The 19285-nt window shown below is 68.0% G+C and carries 17 protein-coding genes; 16 read left to right on the forward strand and 1 reads right to left on the reverse strand.

The features are described 5' to 3' along the window. Window positions 1-112: 112 nt before the first annotated feature. The 8 genes from fabG (at window position 113) to AC6CH2_RS18420 (ending at window position 6849) form a co-directional block, all read left to right on the forward strand. Entirely contained in the window at window positions 113-859 is a 747-nt protein-coding gene (fabG, locus tag AC6CH2_RS18385; protein WP_498270450.1) for a 3-oxoacyl-ACP reductase FabG, read from the forward strand. A 128-nt stretch (window positions 860-987) separates the two neighbouring features. Beyond that, window positions 988-1227: an acyl carrier protein gene (acpP, locus tag AC6CH2_RS18390; RefSeq protein WP_031373652.1), complete on the forward strand. Its 240-nt coding sequence runs from the start codon at window positions 988-990 to the stop codon at window positions 1225-1227. 157 nt (window positions 1228-1384) lie between these two features. Next, window positions 1385-2635, forward strand: coding sequence for a beta-ketoacyl-ACP synthase II (gene fabF, locus AC6CH2_RS18395; RefSeq protein WP_031373653.1), 1251 nt, complete (start codon window positions 1385-1387; stop codon window positions 2633-2635). Window positions 2636-2813: 178 nt separating this feature from the next. Next, the gene (gene pabC / locus AC6CH2_RS18400; protein WP_498270451.1) at window positions 2814-3653 is read left to right on the forward strand and encodes an aminodeoxychorismate lyase; all 840 of its coding nucleotides are present in this window, start codon (window positions 2814-2816) and stop codon (window positions 3651-3653) included. A 67-nt stretch (window positions 3654-3720) separates the two neighbouring features. Beyond that, complete coding sequence (gene mltG, locus AC6CH2_RS18405) at window positions 3721-4860, forward strand: endolytic transglycosylase MltG (protein ID WP_498270452.1); 1140 nt, start codon at window positions 3721-3723, stop codon at window positions 4858-4860. Next, the gene (gene tmk / locus AC6CH2_RS18410; RefSeq protein WP_435396176.1) at window positions 4857-5513 is read left to right on the forward strand and encodes a dTMP kinase; all 657 of its coding nucleotides are present in this window, start codon (window positions 4857-4859) and stop codon (window positions 5511-5513) included. The genes mltG and tmk overlap by 4 nt, the downstream gene beginning before the upstream one ends. A 2-nt stretch (window positions 5514-5515) precedes the next feature. After that, window positions 5516-6493 (forward strand): DNA polymerase III subunit delta', encoded by a 978-nt coding sequence (locus tag AC6CH2_RS18415; RefSeq protein ID WP_498270585.1) that lies wholly within the window; start codon window positions 5516-5518, stop codon window positions 6491-6493. Further along, complete coding sequence (locus tag AC6CH2_RS18420) at window positions 6490-6849, forward strand: PilZ domain-containing protein (protein ID WP_498270453.1); 360 nt, start codon at window positions 6490-6492, stop codon at window positions 6847-6849. The genes AC6CH2_RS18415 and AC6CH2_RS18420 overlap by 4 nt, the downstream gene beginning before the upstream one ends. 1489 nt (window positions 6850-8338) lie before the next feature. Here AC6CH2_RS18420 and AC6CH2_RS18425 read toward each other — a convergent pair. Then, window positions 8339-10408, reverse strand: a complete 2070-nt coding sequence (locus AC6CH2_RS18425) for a 3-hydroxyacyl-CoA dehydrogenase NAD-binding domain-containing protein (RefSeq protein WP_498270454.1) — start codon at window positions 10406-10408, stop codon at window positions 8339-8341. Window positions 10409-10627: 219 nt separating this feature from the next. Between AC6CH2_RS18425 and rpoE the strand changes: the two genes are divergently transcribed. The 8 genes from rpoE (at window position 10628) to era (ending at window position 19177) form a co-directional block, all read left to right on the forward strand. Continuing rightward, window positions 10628-11230: an RNA polymerase sigma factor RpoE gene (gene rpoE, locus AC6CH2_RS18430; RefSeq protein ID WP_031373660.1), complete on the forward strand. Its 603-nt coding sequence runs from the start codon at window positions 10628-10630 to the stop codon at window positions 11228-11230. After that, on the forward strand, window positions 11230-12186 hold the full coding sequence (locus tag AC6CH2_RS18435; protein ID WP_498270455.1) for a sigma-E factor negative regulatory protein: 957 nt from the start codon (window positions 11230-11232) through the stop codon (window positions 12184-12186). The genes rpoE and AC6CH2_RS18435 overlap by 1 nt, the downstream gene beginning before the upstream one ends. Window positions 12187-12355: 169 nt before the next feature. Beyond that, window positions 12356-13900, forward strand: a complete 1545-nt coding sequence (locus AC6CH2_RS18440) for a DegQ family serine endoprotease (RefSeq protein WP_498270586.1) — start codon at window positions 12356-12358, stop codon at window positions 13898-13900. A gap of 272 nt (window positions 13901-14172) precedes the next feature. Beyond that, window positions 14173-15966 carry a translation elongation factor 4 gene (lepA, locus tag AC6CH2_RS18445; protein ID WP_435397083.1) on the forward strand — a complete coding sequence of 598 codons (1794 nt, stop codon included), beginning with the start codon at window positions 14173-14175 and terminating at the stop codon, window positions 15964-15966. A 228-nt stretch (window positions 15967-16194) separates the two neighbouring features. Beyond that, a complete protein-coding gene (gene lepB / locus AC6CH2_RS18450) occupies window positions 16195-16980 on the forward strand; it encodes a signal peptidase I (protein WP_498270456.1) in 786 nt (261 codons plus the stop codon). A gap of 90 nt (window positions 16981-17070) precedes the next feature. Next, a complete protein-coding gene (locus AC6CH2_RS18455) occupies window positions 17071-17448 on the forward strand; it encodes a DUF4845 domain-containing protein (RefSeq protein WP_498270457.1) in 378 nt (125 codons plus the stop codon). Next, complete coding sequence (gene rnc, locus AC6CH2_RS18460) at window positions 17411-18100, forward strand: ribonuclease III (RefSeq protein ID WP_498270458.1); 690 nt, start codon at window positions 17411-17413, stop codon at window positions 18098-18100. The genes AC6CH2_RS18455 and rnc overlap by 38 nt, the downstream gene beginning before the upstream one ends. Window positions 18101-18283: 183 nt before the next feature. Beyond that, the gene (era, locus tag AC6CH2_RS18465) at window positions 18284-19177 is read left to right on the forward strand and encodes a GTPase Era (RefSeq protein ID WP_498270459.1); all 894 of its coding nucleotides are present in this window, start codon (window positions 18284-18286) and stop codon (window positions 19175-19177) included. Window positions 19178-19285: the final 108 nt, after the last annotated feature.

Raw genomic sequence — 19285 nt, forward strand, 5'->3', positions numbered from 1 at the left:
TCGCGGTGCGAGCGCGAGCGGCGGGGCCGTGCGACGACACGGCCGCGTCGGATGCGCCGCAACCCACCCGCCAGCACCCCACGAGCCAGCGGCAATACGGAGTGAAGCAAGCATGAGCACGTCCCCGCTTTCGGGCGAAATCGCCCTGGTCACCGGCGCCAGCCGCGGCATCGGCGCGGCCATCGCCGACGAACTGGCCGCCCAGGGCGCCACCGTCGTCGGCACCGCCACCAGCGAAGCCGGTGCCCAGGCCATCGCCGCGCGCCTGGCCCCCCGCGGCGGCCACGGACGCGTCGTCGACGTCGCCGACGCCGCTTCGATCGAGGCCCTGATCGACGGCGTGTCCAAGGAGATCGGCGCGATCTCGATCCTGGTCAACAACGCCGGCATCACCCGCGACAACCTGCTGATGCGCATGAAGGACGAGGACTGGCAGGCGATCCTCGACACCAACCTCACCAGCGTGTTCCGCACCAGCAAGGCGGTGATGCGCTCGATGATGAAGGCGCGCAAGGGCCGCATCATCAATATCGCCTCGGTGATCGGGGTGACCGGCAACGCCGGCCAGGCCAACTACGCCGCGGCCAAGGCCGGGATCATCGCGTTCAGCAAGTCCATGGCGCGCGAGATCGGTAGCCGCGGGATCACCGTGAACGTGGTCGCCCCCGGTTTCATCGACACCGACATGACCCGCGAGCTGCCCGAAGACGCGAAGCAGGGCATGCTCGGACAGATCGCGCTGGGCCGCTTCGGCGAACCGGCCGACATCGCCCGTGCGGTGGCGTTCCTGGCCGGCCCCGGCGCGGCCTACATCACCGGCGAAACACTGCACGTCAATGGCGGCATGTACATGCCCTGAGCCTTTGGCGTAGGCTGTAAGCGATTGAACCCAAAGGAGTTTCGTCGAAAGGCCGGCGGCCCTCGCGAAACCTCCCGATTCCATTAGACTATTCCATCGAAAAACCCCTCACGGGAGGAGCAGCATCCATGAGCAGCATCGAAGAACGCGTCAAGAAAATCGTGGTCGAACAGCTTGGCGTCAAGGAAGAAGAAGTCACCAACAACGCTTCGTTCGTCGACGATCTCGGCGCTGATTCGCTCGACACCGTCGAGCTGGTGATGGCGCTCGAAGAAGAGTTCGAGTGCGAGATTCCGGACGAAGAAGCCGAGAAGATCACCTCGGTGCAGCAGGCGATCGATTACGTCAAGGCGCACGTCAAGTCGTAAGGCGCCTGAGGCATGCCGCACGTGCCTTGGCGCCTGCGGCATGCGTGCAGTACGCGAATCAGGTGACAACTCGGGGCCGCATTGCGGCCCCGTGCTTTTCAGGCCGGTCGATACGCCGGCGTAGGTCCGAAGACGGATTCCACAGAGGTAGCGTTGCATGTCCAACCGTTCCTTCAACCGCCGTGTGGTCGTCACCGGCCTCGGTCTCGTTTCCCCGCTCGGCAACGACGTCGCCAGCAGTTGGGACGGCATCGTCAACGGCCGCTCGGGCATCGGCCCGATCACTCATTTCGATCCCGCCTTGTTCACCACCCGCATCGCCGGCGAGGTGCGCGACTTCGACATCACCAAGTGGGTGGGGCCGAAGGACGCGAAGAAGATGGAGGAGTTCATCCATTACGGGGTCGCCGCGTCGTTCATGGCGCTGGAAGACGCCGGCATCGTCGTCGACGATTCCAACGCCGAGCGCATCGGCGCGCTGATCGGCTCGGGCATCGGCGGGCTGCTCGGCATCGAAGAGCAGACCATCAAGTACCACGAAGGCGGCCCGCGCAAGATCTCGCCGTTCTACGTGCCCAGCACCATCATCAACATGCTGCCCGGCCAGGTCTCGCTGCTGACCGGCATCAAGGGCCCGAACTTCTCCGCGGTATCGGCCTGCGCGACTTCGAACCATTCGATCGGCATGGCGATGCGCATGATCCAGTACGGCGACGCCGACGTGATCCTCGCCGGCGGCGCCGAACGCGGTTCCTCGCCGACCTCGGTCGGCGGCTTCTGCTCGATGAAGGCGATGTCGACCCGCAACGACGATCCGATCCACGCCTCGCGGCCGTGGGACAAGGACCGCGACGGCTTCGTCCTCGGCGACGGCGCCGGCATCCTGGTGCTGGAGGAATACGAACGCGCCAAGGCGCGCGGCGCGCGCATCTACTGCGAACTGGCCGGTTTCGGCGCCAGCTCGGATGCCTTCCACATGACCGCGCCGAGCGAGAACGGCGAGGGCCCGGCGCGCTGCATGGCCGCCGCGTTCAAGGACGCCGGCATCAACCCGGACCAGGTCGGTTACCTCAACGCCCACGGCACCTCGACGCCGCTCGGCGACCTGGCCGAGACCCTGGCGATCAAGCGCGCGCTCGGCGACCACGCCTACAAGACCATGGTCAGCTCGACCAAGTCGATGACCGGCCACCTGCTCGGCGCGGCCGGCGGCGCCGAAGCGATCTTCTCGGTGCTCGCCCTGCATCACAACATCATCCCGCCGACGATCAATCTCGACGAGCCGGGCGAGGGTTGCGACCTGGATTACGTGCCCAACACCGCCCGCGACGCCAAGGTCGACATCGCCGTGTCGAACGGCTTCGGCTTCGGCGGCACCAACGGCACGCTGGTGTTCAAGCGCATCTGATCGCCGCGATGCAAGCCGGGGCCCGCGACGACTTCGGTGGTCGCGGGCCTTCGTTTTCCGGTGCATCGCGAATCCGCGGCGGCCCCAGCCCTCGATCGCGCTGCGCGCCGCTTGTGTAACCGCAGTCCTGCGATCGCCGCAGCCCTGCCTCCGCGACGCGAGCGGGTAGGATGCCGCCATGACCAGTGCCGCTCCCGCCATGACCGAGGTCCGCCTGTTCCGCGGCAACCAGCGCGTCGACGCGCCGTCGCCGTTCGACCGCGGCCTGGCTTACGGCGACGGCCTGTTCGAAACCCTGCGTGCGCATCGCGGCGAGCTGCCCTGGTGGGACCGGCACTGGGCCCGGCTGCGCCGTGGCGCGGCGCGACTGGGCCTGGCCCTGCCCGAGGAGCGGCAAGTCCTGGACGAAGCGGGGCAACTGTTGGCCGGCGACGACGCGGTGCTCAAGCTGATCCTCAGCCGTGGCGAAGGCGGGCGCGGTTACGCGGCGCCAGCGCAGCCGAGGCCGGCCTGGTCGCTGTCGCGCCATGCCCTGCCGCCGCCGTCGCCGCCGGAAGGGCTGAGCCTGCGCTGGTGCGAGCTGCGCCTGGGCGTGCAGCCGGCGCTGGCCGGGCTGAAGCACTGCAATCGCCTGGAGCAGGTGCTGGCGCGCGCCGAATGGGACGACCCGGGGGTCCACGAGGGGTTGTTGCGCAACCTCGACGAGGAGCTGATCGGCGCCACCGCGGCCAACGTCTTCGTGTTGCAGGGCGACGCCTGGCTGACCCCGCCGGTGGACCGCAGCGGCGTCGCCGGCGTGTGCCGGCAGGCGGTGATGGAACTGGCCGAGGTCCGGGTGCAGTGCCTGAACGCCGACGACCTGCTGTGCGCCGATGCGGTTTTCCTGTGCAACGCCGTGCGCGGTATCCTGCCCGTGGCGCGGCTCGGCGAGCGGCATTGGGCGCCGCATCCGGCCATCGCCGGGTTGCGGCACCGGCTCGGCGCGACGCATCCCGCCTTCGTTCCGTCCCAGGACTGAGCCGCCGCCTCCGCGGCCGCGCGGTCGCGGCGGCGCGCGGCGGGTCGGATCGAACAACGGAGGTTTCGTGGCTGAAAACAAACGCAAGCGCGGCTGCGGTTGCCTGATCGTGATCCTGCTGCTGGTGGCCGCCCTGGGCGCTGCCGGCGCCTGGCTGTGGCAGCGCTACGACGGCTTCGCTGCCTCGCCGATGAGCGGGCTGGAGAAAGGCGAAAGCCTGGTGGTCGAGCGCGGCGATTCCTTGCCGGTGGTGGTACGCAAGCTGCGCCAGGCCGGGGTCGTCGAAGGCCAGGCCTTCGAATGGCGCCTGCTGGCCAAGCAGCTCGGCGCCGCCGGGCGCCTGCAGGTCGGCGAGTACGCGCTGGAACCCGGCACCACGCCGCGCGAGCTGCTGCTCGCGATGCGCGACGGCAAGGTCATCAGTCACCGTTTCACCATCGTCGAAGGCTGGAACATGCGCGATGTGCGCGCCGCGCTGGCGCGTGCCGCCTTGCTCAAGCAGGACGCCGCGCAACTCGACGATGCCGCGCTGATGAAGGCGATCGGCCACCCCGGCCAGCATCCGGAAGGGCGCTTCCTGCCCGAGACCTACCTCTACACCGGCGGCGACAGCGATCTCGACGTGCTCAAGCGCGCCTACGAGGCGATGGATCGCGCCGTCGCCGAGGCCTGGAAGGGCCGCGACAAGGACAGCGTGCTGAAGACGCCGGCCGAACTGCTGATCATGGCCTCGATCGTCGAGAAGGAAACCGGGATCGCTTCGGAGCGGCCGCAGATCGCCGGCCTGTTCGAGCGCCGGCTCAAGCTCGGCATGAAGCTCGAAACCGATCCGACCGTGATCTACGGCCTCGGCGCGAGCTACGACGGCAACATCCGCAAGCGCGACCTGCTCACCGATACGCCCTACAACACCTACACCCGCGCCGGCCTGCCGCCGACGCCGATCGCGATGCCGGGCGTCGGCGCGCTCAAGGCCGCCGCCAACCCGGCGCCGGGCGACGCTCTGTTCTTCGTCGCGTCCGGCGACGGCAGCGGCGGCAGCCTGTTCGCCGCGACCTATGCCGAGCACCAGGCCAACGTACGCCTGTACCTGCAGCGCTATCGCCAGCAGCGCCGCAACGACCAGCCCGAGGAAGGCAAGGCCGTGCTCGAGGAAGCGCGCCAGGAAGACGCCGGGCAGGCGCCGGCGCCCGGGAGCGCGCGATGAGCCTGCGCACGCAAGCGCGTTTCGTCACCCTCGAGGGCGGCGAGGGCGCGGGCAAGTCGACCGTGCTCGCGGCCCTGCGCGGCGCCTTCGAGGCCGCCGGCATCGAGGCGGTGTACACGCGCGAGCCCGGCGGCACCCCGCTGGCCGAACAGATCCGCGGCCTGATGCTCGATACCCACCACGAACCCGCGGCGCCGGCGACCGAACTATTGCTCGCCTTCGCCGCGCGCGCGCAGCATGTCGGCACAGCGATCCTGCCCGCGCTCGAGCGCGGCGCCTGGGTGGTCAGCGATCGCTTCACCGACGCCAGTTATGCCTACCAGGGCGGAGGGCGCGGGCTCGACCCGGCTTTCATCGCCGAACTGGAACGGCGCGTGGTCGGCATTCGTCCGGCCCTGACCCTGCTGCTCGACGTGCCGGTCGAGATCGGCCTGCAGCGCGTGCGCGGCCGCGGCGCCTCCGACCGCATCGAGAGCGAGCGCAACGATTTCTTCGAGCGCGTGCGCCAGGCTTATCGCGATCGAGCCGCCGCCGAACCCGCGCGCTTCGCCGTGATCGACGCCGGCCAGCCGGCCGACGCGGTCGCCGCCCAGGCGGTGGAGCATCTGCGCCGTACCATCGCGGCGGCGCCGGCGTTCGAGGCCGCACCATGAGCATGAGCGTCGCGGCATTCGCGCCTTGGCAGCGCCGCATCTACGACCAGGCCAAGACTTCGATCGACGCCGGCCGCCTCGGCCACGGCCTGCTGTTCTGCGGCCCGGCCCAGCTCGGCAAGCGCGCCGTCGCCGAACGCCTCGCTCACGGCCTGCTGTGCCGCGAGCGCGATGCCGATGGCGAGCCCTGCGGCCGCTGCCGCAGCTGCCTGCTGCTGGCGGCGGGCACCCATCCCGACTACCAGTTCGTCAGCTTCATCCCGAACAAGGAAGGCACCCGGCTGCGCACCGAGATCGTCATCGAGCAGATCCGCAATCTGTCCGAGCGCCTCGCGCTGACCCCGCAATACGGCGGCGCCCAGATCATCCTGCTCGACCCCGCCGACGCCATCAACACCGCCGCCTGCAACGCCTTGCTCAAGACCCTGGAAGAGCCGGTGCCCGGGCGCTATCTGTGGCTGGTCAGCGCGCATCCGGCGCGGCTGCCGGCGACCATCCGCAGCCGCTGCCAGCGCCTGGAATTCCGCCTGCCGCCGCAGGACGAATCGCTGGCCTGGCTGAAAGCGCAGGGGCACAGCGAGGCCGCCGCGCGCGAGGCCTTCGACGCCGCGCGCGGCCATCCCGGCCTGGCCCACGAGTGGCTGACCGGCGACGGCCTCAAGCTGCGCCGCGAAGTCGCCGCCGACCTGGCCAAGCTCGGCCGCGGCGAGACCTCGGCGCAGGAAGTCGCGCAGCGCTGGGTCGGCGACGAACAAGCGGTGCTGCGTCTGCGACACGCGTCCGACATCGCGCTCGCAGAGGCCGGCAACGGCTTGACCGACCCCGCCCGCGCGCGCAGTCTTGCCGCTTGGTTCGATCGGGCCAACCGCACCCGCGACCTGTTGCGGACCACGGTCCGCGCCGATCTGGCCGTGATCGAATTGTTGATGGCGTGGCGCGGCGACGAAGGCCGTCGCGCCGCAGGAGGAAGCAAGGCATGAATGCAACGGCAGGCGCAGCGCGGCAGGGCATCCTGTCGTTGACGATCAAGGACAAGGCGGCGCTGTACAGCGCCTACATGCCGTTCCTGAAGTTCGGCGGCATTTTCGTCGCCACGCCCAAGCGTTATTTCCTCGGCGACGAAGTCTTTTTGTTGTTGACCCTGCCCGAGTCTGGCGAACGCATGCCGGTCGCCGGCAAGGTGGTCTGGGTGACCCCGACCGGCGCCCAGGGCCATCGCGCCGCGGGTATCGGCATCCAGTTCGCCGAGACCGCCGAGGGCGATGCGGTCAAGGGCAAGATCGAGGCGTTGCTGGCGGGGACGCTCAATTCGGAGCGGCCGACGCATACGATGTGAGGGGCTCGAGTCTTCGCGAGTGCTCGGCGACGCCAAACCAAGGCCAAGGCCGGCAATAGTGCATCGGTTCGCGGCGACGCCCTCCCTGTAGGAGCGACGTGAGTCGCGACCGCGGAACGCACAGACACGGCAGGGCCGTCGTCCTTTGTCGAAGCGGCGTGCGTTCGCCAGGGTAGGAGCGGCGCAAGCCGCGACATCGCCGTGACGGTCTTGCGGCGTTTCTTTCTAAAATCTCGATCAAGATCAAGATCAAGATCAAGATCAAGATCAAACCCAAAGCTTCCGCCACTAAAGCGGCGGGTTACTTTCTTTTGTCTAAAGCAACAAAAGAAAGGTAACCAAAGAAAAGTGCTTTGTTTTGAATCACCAGCCCGCACGATCGGCGCCGACGCGGGGATTTTCATACGGGACATCCCTGTCCCGATGAAAAACGGCCCGCATCCCTGCGGGCCGCCCTCCGGGTCGTCGATTGCCTTCGCGAGTGCTCGGCGACGCCAAGCCGAGGCGAAGGCCGGCAATAGTGCATCGGTTCGCGCCGACGCCCTCCCTGTAGGAGCGACGTGCGTCGCGACCACGGAACGCACAGACACGGCAGGGCCGTCGTCCTTTGTCGAAGCGGCGTGCGTTCGCCAGGGTAGGAGCGGCGCAAGCCGCGACATCGCCGTGACGGTCTTGCGGCGTTTCTTTCTAAAATCTAGATCAAGATCAAGATCAAACCCAAAGCTTCCGCCACTAAAGCGGCGGGTTACTTTCTTTTGTCTAAAGCAACAAAAGAAAGGTAACCAAAGAAAAGTGCTTTGTTTTGAATCACCAGCCCGCACGATCGGCGCCGACGCGGGGATTTTTCATACGGTACATCCCTGTCCCGATGAAAAACGGCCCGCATCCCTGCGGGCCGCCCTCCGGGTCGTCGATTGCCTTCGCGAGTGCTCGGCGACGCCAAGCCGAGGCGAAGGCCGGCAATAGTGCATCGGTTCGCGCCGACGCCCTCCCTGTAGGAGCGACGTGAGTCGCGACTATGGGACGCGCGGAGAAAACAACGCCCACGCCATCCATCGGGGCGGCGTACTTTCGCCCGGGTAGGAGCGGCGCAAGCCGCGACATCGCTGCTGCGGTCTTGCGGCGCCTCGCAAGATCAAGATCAAACCCAAAGCTTCCGCCACTAAAGCGGCGGGTTACTTTCTTTTGTCTAAAGCAACAAAAGAAAGGTAACCAAAGAAAAGTGCTTTGTTTTGAATCGCCAGCCCGCACGATCGGCGCCGACGCGGGGACTTTTCATACGGGGCATCCCCGTCCCGATGAAAAACGGCCCGCATCCCTGCGGGCCGCCCTCCGGGTCGTCGATTGCCTTCGCTAGTCCGAGGCGGCGCACAGCCGCAGCAAGGCGACATCTCTGCGGCAACGGCAACGGCAACGGCAAGAAACTGGGAACTAAAAACGAAGAAGCCGCGCGGGGCGCGGCTTCTTCGTCGCAGGTGCGGTGGCGCGCTTATTTGCGCAACAACGGCGAATCCCAGCCGGGGCGGGGGGCGAAGCGGTCGCCATAGCGGGCTTGCAGTTGCTTGAGGCGGGCGAGCACGGCGTCGGGGCCGTTTTCGCGGACGTACTGGATCGGGCCGCCGCGGAACGGGGCGAAGCCGGTGCCGAAGATCACGCCGGCGTCGAGCAGGTCGCCGTCGCTGACCACGCCATCGTGCAGGCAGGCCACCGCTTCGTTGATCAGCGGCAGGATCAGGCGGTCTTCGAGATCGCTTGGGGCCTTGTAGTCCTTCGGCAGCTCCGGCTTCTGGGCGCGGCCGTTCTCCCACTTGTACAGGCCCTGGCCGTCCTTCTTGCCGCGCTTGCCCGGCTCGACGTTGCTCAATGCCGGCGGCACGGTCAGGCCGAGGAAGGGCGCAAGTTCGGCGCCGACGCCGGCGGCGACGTCCAGGCCGACGGTGTCGATCAACTCGATCGGGCCCATCGGCATGCCGAACTTGACCGCGGCCTTGTCGATCGCTGGACCCGGGATGCCTTCGGCGAAGGCGGTGCCGGCTTCGAGCATATACGGGAACAGCACGCGGTTGACCAGGAAGCCCGGGGTGCCGGCGACCGGCACCGGCAGCTTGTCGATCGCCTTGCAGAACGCGGCCAGACGCTGCTCGGTGTCCGGCGCCATGCGATCGTGGCGGATGATTTCCACCAACGGCATCAGCGCCACCGGGTTGAAGTAATGCAGGCCGCCGAACTGGGCCGGCCGGCGGATGTGTTCGCGCAGTTCGTCGAGCGGAATCGACGAGGTGTTGGTGGTCAGCAGCGCATCGGGCTTCATGCGCGGCTCGACCTGGTCGTACAACTCGCGCTTGGCTTCGGGCTTTTCGATGATCGCCTCGATCACCAGGTCGGCCAAGTCGGCGCCTTCGCCGCCGAGGTCGCCCTTGAGGCGCGCGGCCACGGCCGGGCGCTTGGCCTCGTCCTTGATCTTCTTGGCGAACAACTCCTGAGCGCGTTCGAGGGCGCCGTCGATGAAGCGCTGCTCGCGATCGGACAGGGTGACCTCGAAGCCCTTGTAGGCCGACCACGCGGCGATGTCGCCGCCCATCACGCCGGCGCCGACCACGTGCACGTGCTTGATGCCGTGCTCCTTGCCGCCCTGGCCCTTGAGCCGCTCCTGCAGGAAGAACACCCGGATCAGGTTGCGCGCGGTCGGTGTACCGGACAGCTTGACCACCGACTTGCGTTCGGCGGCGAGCTTGGCCTGCACGCCGCCGCCGGTGCGCTCCCAGGTCGAGATCAGCGCGTACGGCGCGGGGTAGTGCTCCTTGCGCGCCTTGCGGGCGACTTGCTTGACGAGCATCGGCGCGAGGATCTTGCGCGCCGGCCAGGTATTGCTGGCCCAGCCCATGAAACGCTGCTTGAACGGGCGCTCGGCGCCGCGCAGGGCGATGCCGGCGGCGGTGTCGATCAGCACCGCGGGCTCGGCGACCTTGTCGACCAGGCCGATCGCGCGCGCGGCCGAGGCCGACAGGGTGCGGCCGGTCAGCATCATGTCGAACGCGGCCGGCGCGCCGACCAGCGGCGGCAGGCGCACGCTGCCGCCCCAGCCCGGGTAGATGCCGAGCTTCACCTCGGGCAGGCCGATCCGGGTCGAGGCATCGCTGCTGGCGACGCGGTAACGGCAGGCCAGGGCGATCTCGGTGCCGCCGCCCATGCAGAAGCCGTGGATCGCCGCGACCGTAGGGCAGGGCAGTTCGGCCAGGCGCTGGAACACCTGCTGGCCGCGGCGGATCGCGTCGCCGACCGTGCCCTTCTCGTCGAAACTCTGGAATTCCTTGATGTCGGCGCCGGCGACGAAGCCGCTGCTCTTGGCCGAGCGCAGCACCAGGCCCTTGGGCGGGTCCAGGGCGAGGCGCTCCAGCAGGCCGTCGAGTTCGATCAGCACTTCCTGGGCGAAGGTGTTGACCGGCGATCCTTCGCGGTCGAACGAGAGCACCAGTACGCCGTCCTCGCGTAATTCGGTGTGCCAATGGCGGGCGCGGAGCCCGTCAAAAGCGGGGAGGCCGTCGAGGGCTGCAGTCATGCCGCACCATCCGTTCAGGTATGGGAAGCCGCTATCATCCCGATCTTGTTTCACTGCCGTCAAATCCGCCCGTGTCGACAGCCCCCGGGGCCGTCATGTGACACTTGGCGGTTGCGGGCGACCGCCGGCGGCCCCATTAATGCCGCGATTGAACTTTTCCCCCGACAGGGTTGTCCCATTGTTCGGCTATTGCCGAGCTGACAGGAGTGCCGGCGCGGCATGGCCGAGAATGAGTTGGACCAGGAGCTGGTCAGGCGTGTCCAGCGTGGCGACAGCGCGGCGTTCGATGCCTTGGTGCGCAAGTACCAGCATCGGATCACCGCGTTGATCGGGCGCTACATCCCCGACTGGAGCGAATGCCAGGACGTGGCCCAGGAAACCTTCATCCGCGCTTACCGCGCGATGGCGAATTTCCGCGGCGACGCCCAGTTCTATACGTGGTTGCACCGGATCGCCGTGAATACCGCCAAAAACTATCTGGTTGCCCAGAACCGCAGGCCGCCCACCGACGACATCGACGCCGGCGACGCCGAGCAGTTCGATACCGGCATCCGCCTGCGCGACACCGATACCCCGGAGCACGAATTGCTGCGCCAGGAGATCGAGCGCACGGTGATGCGGGTGGTGGATTCGCTGCCGGAAGAATTGCGGGCCGCCATCACCTTGCGCGAGGTGGACGGCCTGAGCTACGAGGAAATCGCGCAGAAGATGGCTTGCCCGATCGGCACCGTGCGTTCGCGGATCTTCCGCGCCCGCGAGGCGATCGACACCGAACTTCGGCCTTTGCTGGACAATCAAGACACCCGGGAGCGCGCCCACTGATGACGTCTACTACCCTCCATGGCGATGATCGCGAAAACCTGAGCGCGCTGTTCGACGGCGAGCTCGATGGCGACGCCGCGCGCTTCGCGCTGAAGCGGCTCGGTCACGATGTGCAGTGGCGCGACACCTGCGGCCGCTGGCAACTGTGCGGCGACGTGCTGCGCGGCAAGGTCAGCGGCGCGGCCGGGCACGATTTCGCCGGGCGCGTGGCCGCGGCGATCGCCGCCGAGGCGGCGGTGCTGCGTTCGCAGGAAGCCTCGTTGGTCGGCAAGGCCGGGACCGGCATCGTGCCGCGACGGGCCGGCGGCTCGCGCCGCAGCTGGATCGGCGGCGCCCTGGCGGCCTCGGTCGCGGTGGCGGCCTTGTTCGTGGCGCGTCCGTTCTCCAACGATTCGACCGGCGTGGCGGCCGACCCGGCCCAGGTCGCGGCGCAAAGCGCTCCGGCCGGCCAAGCGCCGGCGGTGCCGGCTTCGGTCGAGCAGGTGCCGGCCGGGCAGGTGCCGGGGGCTTTGGCTGCGGCGCCGGTCCAGGCCGACCCCGCACAACCTCAGGCGCTGACCTCCGGCGACGCTTCGGCGCTGGCCGGCGCGGTCGCGGTCGCCGAAATCCCGCGCCGGCTGGCCGAGCGCCGTTCGCGCGGCCAAAGCCAGCGCGCCGCGCTGCGCGCTTCCGAACGTTCGGCCGAGGCGCCGGTGCAGGTCGCGGCGGTCGCCAGCGCCTCCCCGCTGCCGGAGGCCATCCACGCCAATCCGTTCCGGCCGCAGGCGAGCGAAGCGTCCGCGGCGCGTCCGTGGCCGCGCGCGGTGCTGCCGAATTACTCGGGCGGCAGCAGCTATACCGCCGGCTACGGCGGCAGCGGCGACTCGCAGTCGTTCTATCCCTTCGAGCCGGCCACCCAGGCCGAAGAGGTCAGGGCGCGCTCGCAGGCCACGCAACGGCCGCAGCCCCAGCCCTGATTCGTCAGTCCCTGGTTCGCCCGGCACTGATTTGTCCTGCCTGCCGCGGTCGTTGCGGCCCGGCAGCCCCCTTTCGTCGAATGCGCGGCTCCGCCGCGCAAGGCGACCTGTCGTCTTTTTCCCGGAAAATCCACGTCGTTTCGAGGCCGCTCCCATGACCCGTCCCCTGATGAACAGCCTTCCGAAGAGCACCGCAGCCGGCAGCCGTCCGCTGCATTCCCTGGCCCTCGTCGGCGCGATCATCGCCGCGCTGCCGGTGGCCTGTACGGCGCAGGCGCCGACTACCCCGATCGCGCCGCCGCCGTCGGCGACGCCGGCCGCGCCCCTGGTCGCCGGCCTGCCCGATTTCACCAACCTCGTGCAGCGGGTCGGCCCGGCGGTGGTCAACATCAGCGCCGAGGTCGCCCCCAAGCGGGTGGCGCGCGGCGGCATGCCGGACGAAGACCAGATTCCCGAGTTCTTCCGCCGCTTCTTCGGCCCGGAGGGCATGCCGGGCATGCCCGGGCCGGGCCCGCGCCAGCCGCGCGGCGGGCGTTCGATGGGCAGCGGTTTCCTGATCTCGCAGGACGGTTACGTGCTGACCAACCATCACGTCGTCGACGGCGCCGACACGGTCACGGTCAAGCTGGCCGACCGCCGCGAGCTCAAGGCCAAGGTGATCGGTAGCGACGAGCAGTCGGACGTGGCCCTGCTCAAGATCGACGCCAAGGGCCTGCCGTTCCTGCGCGCCGCCGGTGCCGGCCAGACCAAGGCCGGGCAGTGGGTGGTCGCGATCGGTTCGCCGTTCGGGCTCGACCATTCGGTCACCGCCGGCATCGTCAGCGCGGTCGGGCGCGCCAACCCCTATGCCGATCAGCGCTACGTGCCCTTCATCCAGACCGACGTCGCCATCAACCAGGGCAACTCGGGCGGTCCGCTGCTCAATACCAGCGGCGAGGTGGTCGGGATCAATTCGCAGATCTTCTCGAACTCCGGCGGCTACATGGGGGTGAGCTTCGCGATCCCGATCGACGTGGCGATGAACTCGGCCGAGCAACTGCGTGCGACCGGCAAGGTCAGCCGCGGCCAGCTGGGCGTGGTGGTCGAGCCGCTCACCAGCGAAAAGGTCGCCGGCTTCGGCCTGCCCGACAGCAGCGGCGCGCTCGTCAACCAGGTGCTCGAAGGCGGCCCCGCGGCCAAGGCCGGCGTGGTGCCGGGCGACGTCATCCGCTCGGTCAACGGCACGCCGGTCCACGAGTCCAGCGACCTGCCGCCGCTGATCGGCAATCTGCCTCCGGGTTCCAAGGCGAAGCTGGGCGTGTTCCGCGACGGCAAGAATGTCGAGCTCACGGTCGCGGTCAGCGAACTGGACAGCGGTGCCGCCTCGGGCTTGACCGGTGGCGACCGGCCGGCGCGTCCGGGCGAGTCGACCGCGCCGCGCGCCAACGGCAATCCGCTCGGCCTGGTGACCCAGGACGTCGACGCGGCGACCCGCCAGCGCCTCGGCATCAAGGCCGGCGAGGGCGTGGTGGTGCGCGATCCGGGCGACGCCGCGGGCGAGGCCGGGGTGCGCCCGGGCGACGTCATCCTTTCGGTCGGCCGGACCCAGGTCGGCAGCGTCGCGGCCCTGGATCGCGCCTTGGCCGGCACCAAGCCGGGCCAGACCGTGATGCTGCTGGTCCGCCGCGGCAACGCGACCCAGTTCATCGCGGTCCAGGTCGGCGAGGAGAAGTAAGCTCGGCCGCTTAGCCCGAGCCCGAGCCTGGCCCGTAGCGCCCTCGGGCGGCCTCGGGCCGGACTCCGGTCGTCGGGTCCGGCTTGGGCGCGCCTGCGCGTCCGCCGGCTCAGGGGCGTCGGCGCGCTTTTGCCGTCCCACGGCCGGCTGGGGCCTGAGGGCCTTTCTGGGCGGCGCGGGCCGGCGCGGCGCGGACCTGCCGTCAATGCCGGGGCCTATGCGATAATCTCCCGTTAATTTTCCTGGAACCGGCGAGCTCCGTGTCGCCCCGCATGCAACACATCAGAAACTTCTCGATCATCGCCCACGTCGACCATGGCAAGTCGACGCTCGCCGACCGCATCATCCAGCTGTGCGGAGGTCTCGAAGCGCGCGAGATGGAAGCGCAGGTGCTCGACTCGAATCCGATCGAGCGCGAACGCGGCATCACCATCAAGGCGCAGTCCGTATCCCTGCCGTACAAGGCCAAGGACGGACAGGTCTACCAGCTCAACTTCATCGACACCCCGGGCCACGTGGACTTCAGCTACGAAGTCAGCCGCTCGCTGGCCGCCTGCGAAGGCGCCCTGCTGGTCGTCGACGCCGCCCAGGGCGTGGAAGCGCAGTCGGTAGCCAACTGCTACACCGCGGTGGAGCAGGGCCTGGAAGTGGTGCCGGTGCTCAACAAGATCGACCTGCCGACCGCCGATGTCGACCGCGCCAAGGCCGAGATCGAAGCGGTGATCGGGATCGATGCCGAGGACGCGGTGGCGATCAGCGCCAAGACCGGCCTCAACGTCGACCTGGTGCTGGAGGCGATCGTCAAGCGCATTCCGCCGCCGAAGCCGCGCGACACCGACAAGCTGCAGGCGCTGATCATCGATTCCTGGTTCGACAACTATCTCGGCGTGGTCTCGCTGGTGCGGGTCATGCAGGGCGAGATCGTCCCGGGCAGCAAGATCCTGGTCATGTCGACCGGCCGCACCCATCTGGTCGACAAGGTCGGCGTGTTCACCCCCAAGCGCAAGGACCTGAGCAAGCTCGGGGCCGGCGAAGTGGGCTGGATCAACGCCAGCATCAAGGACGTCCACGGCGCGCCGGTCGGCGACACCCTGACCCTGGCCAGCGATCCCGCGCCCAAGCCGCTGCCGGGCTTCCAGGAAATGCAGCCGCGCGTGTTCGCCGGCCTGTTCCCGGTCGACGCCGAGGACTACCCGGCGCTGCGCGAAGCCCTGGAAAAGCTGCGCCTCAACGACGCCGCGCTGCGTTTCGAGCCGGAGAGCTCCGAGGCCATGGGCTTCGGTTTCCGCTGCGGCTTCCTCGGCATGCTGCACATGGAGATCGTGCAGGAGCGCCTGGAGCGCGAATACGATCTCAATCTGATCAGCACCGCGCCGACGGTGATCTACGAAGTGCTCAAGACCGACGGCACCGTGATCCCGATGGACAACCCGGCCAAGCTGCCGCAGTTGAACCTGGTCCAGGAGATCCGCGAGCCGGTGATCCGCGCCAACATCCTCACCCCGCCGGACTACATCGGCAACGTGATCAAGTTGTGCGAGGAAAAGCGCGGCGTGCAGATCGGCATCACCTACATGGCCAGCCAGGTGCAGATCAGCTACGAGTTGCCGATGGCCGAGGTGGTGCTGGACTTCTTCGACAAGCTCAAGTCGGTCTCGCGCGGCTACGCCTCGCTGGATTACCACTTCCTGCGTTTCCAGGAAGGCCCGTTCGTGCGTGTGGACACGCTGATCAATGGCGACAAGGTCGATGCGCTGTCGATCATCGTCCACCGCAGCCATGCCGACCGGCGCGGCCGCGAGTTGTGCGAGAAGATGAAGGACCTGATTCCGCGGCAGATGTTCGACGTCGCCATCCAGGCCGCTATCGGCTCGCAGATCATCGCCCGCAGCACGGTCAAGGCGATGCGCAAGAACGTTTTGGCCAAATGTTATGGTGGCGACATCAGCCGCAAGAAGAAGCTCCTCGAGAAACAGAAAGAGGGCAAGAAGCGTATGAAGCAGGTCGGTCGGGTGGAGATTCCGCAGGAAGCCTTCCTCGCGGTGCTGTCGACCGGCGACAAGTAGGCGAACGGCGGGAAAGGGATGGGGGCGAGCGACCGCGGCCGTGCCCGATACGGGCCGGGCGGTCGCGAAGGTCGCCAGGGAGTTTCCGCAATATCATCGGACGGCGGGGGCAGGCAGCGGTAGGCGCAGGCGCAACGCGATGGAGCCGTCACGGTCCGGTCGCGCACCACCTTCGGCCCGCTCGCTGCGGCTCTCGGCTCCGGCTCACCACACCGCAAGGAAACGGCAATGCGTTGGTTTGAAATCGCACTGGTGTCGCTGACCATATTCACCGGCGTCGTCTGGCTGCTCGACAAGCTGGTCCTGGCCAAGCGCCGCGCCGCGCGCGAGGGCCTGCTCGACGACGGCAAGGAGCCGATCGTCGTCGATTATTCGAAGGCGTTCTTCCCGGTCCTGTTCGTGGTGCTGATCCTGCGCAGCTTCATCGCCGAGCCGTTCCGGATTCCCTCGAACTCGATGATGCCGACCCTGCTGACCGGCGACTTCATCCTGGTCAACAAGTTCACCTATGGCCTGCGCCTGCCGATCACCAACCGCAAGGTCCTGGCGATGGGCGAGCCCGAACGCGGCGACGTGGTCGTGTTCCGCCCGCCGCACCACCCCGAGCAGGACTGGATCAAGCGCATCATCGGCCTGCCGGGCGACAAGGTCAGCTACCGCGACGGCCGCCTGACCGTGAACGGCGAGCCGATCCTGTACGCCCCGATCGGCACCTACCAGGGCCGCGGCAACGGTACCGAGATGACCGGCGCCCAGGAGCTGCGCGAGCAGGTCGGCAAGCACGTCCACCGCATCCTGCTGCGCGCCGAATCGCCGTTGCTGGACCAGGGCGAGGGCGAGTGGGTGGTGCCGCAGGGCGAGTATTTTGTGATGGGCGACAATCGCGACAACAGCGAGGACAGCCGATACTGGGGCTTCCTGCCGGAGCGCAACCTGCGCGGCAAGGCGTTCCTGATCTGGATGAACTTCGATGGGGGCGTGGATTTCTCGCGCATCGGCAGCAGCATTCCGTAACGGCCCCACGCCGCTGCGGATGGGGACGGGGTTCGCGGGTGCATCGAGCGCCCCCGGACCCGGCATATTGATCAATTGGGGATCGAAGGCATGAAGCGTAACCAGAGCGGCATCACCCTGATCGGGTTCATCATCCTGCTGGCCGTGGTCGGCGTATTCGCCTACATGGGCATGAAGCTGGTGCCGATGTACTCGGAGTTCTACTCGGTCAAACGTTCGTTGGCGGACCTGGCCAAGGAGCCGGGCGCCGGGCAGATGGACAGCGCCAAGGCCCGCAACCTGTTCTTCCGCCGCATGGACATGAGTTATGTCGAAAGCGTGAAGCCGGCGAATTTCAAGATCGTGCGCAACGACGAGGGCATGGAAATCACCGTGGACTACGAAGTGCGCCGTCCCTTGATCGCCAACCTCGACGTGGTCGGCCACTTCCATGCGGTGCAGCAGTTGCGTTCGAAAGACGGTGACTGATCCATTCACGCATCGCTTCGCGAACCCGGGATTGCTCGATCAGGCCCTGACCCATCGAAGCGCCGGGGCGCCGCATAACGAGCGCCTCGAGTTCCTGGGCGATGCGCTGGTGAATCTGATGGTGGCCGAGGCGCTGTACCAGCGCTGGCCGCAGGCCGACGAGGGTGCGTTGACCCGCGCCCGTGCCGAGCTGGTGCGCGAATCGGCCTTGGCGCCGATCGCGCGCACGCTCGAACTCGGTGCGAAACTGACCCTCGGCCCCGGCGAAATGAAGTCCGGCGGCCACCGTCGCGACTCGATCCTCGCCGATGCTCTCGAAGCGGTGGTCGCGGCGATCTACCTCGACGCCGGTTTCGAGGCCTGCCGCGCCCATGTCCTGCCCTGGTTCGCCGCGGCGATGGACGCGCTGCCGCCGCCCCACAAGGTCGGCAAGGACGCCAAGACCCGGCTGCAGGAATGGCTGCAGGGCCGGCAGAAGCCGTTGCCGCTGTACACCCTGATCGCCGAAAGCGGCGAAGACCACGCAAAGACCTTCCAGGTCAGCTGTGTATTGACCCAGCCGCCGCTCAGCGCGGTGGGCGAGGCCGGCTCGCGCCGCGCCGCCGAGCAGATCGCCGCCGAGGACGTGCTGCGGCAGCTCAAGGCGGATTGAGGTTCGGGACGGTGCGGGCCGGATCGGGGACTCGGGACTCGGGACTCGGGACTTGAGCAGCGTGGAGGCCGGGCCGGGGCCGGGTTCCGTCCGAACTAGTCAAGCGCGCTTGGGTCGCGGCATGACGCTTTGCGTCCCCGCGTCCGATTTGCTGTTCCCGCCGCCCAGGCGGACAATTCGCCCATGACTTCCTCTTCGCATCGCGCCGGCCACGTCGCCGTCATCGGCCGTCCCAACGTCGGCAAATCCACCCTCGTCAACGCCCTGGTCGGGGCCAAGGTCAGCATCGTCTCGCCGCGCCCGCAGACCACCCGCCATCGCCTGCTCGGCATCGCCACCTTTCCCGAAGGCCAGCTGCTGCTGGTCGACACCCCCGGCATCCACCGCGAGCAGAAGCGGGCGATGAACCGGATGATGAACCGCGCCGCGCGCGGCGCCCTCGAAGGCGTCGATGCGGCCTTGCTGGTGGTGCGCGCCGGGCAATGGGACGACGAGGACACTCTCGCTTTCGACGCCCTGCGCGGCGCCGGCCTGCCGGTGGTGCTGGTGGTCAACCAGGTCGACCGCATCACCGACAAGACCGTGCTGCTGCCGTATCTGGCGAAAGTCAGCGAAGGCCGCGACTTCGCCAGCGTGCATCCGATCTCGGCGCTCAAGGGCAAGGGATTGGACGCTCTGGTCAAGACCGTTTTGTCGTTGTTGCCCGAACAGCAAGCGCTGTACGGCGAAGACGAAATCACCGACAAGAGCCAGCGTTTTCTCGCCGGCGAGATGGTCCGCGAACAACTCATGCGCCAGCTCGGCGAAGAGCTGCCGTACGCGACCACGGTCGAGATCGAACGCTTCGTCGTCGACGGCGAGCTGCTGCGCATCGGCGCGGTGATCTGGGTTGAGCGCGACGGCCAGAAGGCGATCGTGATCGGCAAGGCCGGTGCGCGCCTGCGCGAGATCGGCGCGAAATCGCGCGTGCAGATGGAGCGGCTGTTCGGTTCCAAGGTCTTCCTGGAAACCTGGGTGCGCGTGCGCGAAGGCTGGTCAGACAACGAAGCGGCCCTGCGGCAGTTGGGGTACGAATAAGGGACGGGAAAGGGATTCGGGATTCGCAAGCGCGGGATTTCGGTCGCTCGATTTACGCTGCTTGATCGGTCCGGCGTTTGCGGGCGTCCGCTTTTGTTTCCTGCTCCA

This window comes from Lysobacter sp. GQ73 (assembly GCF_059758755.1).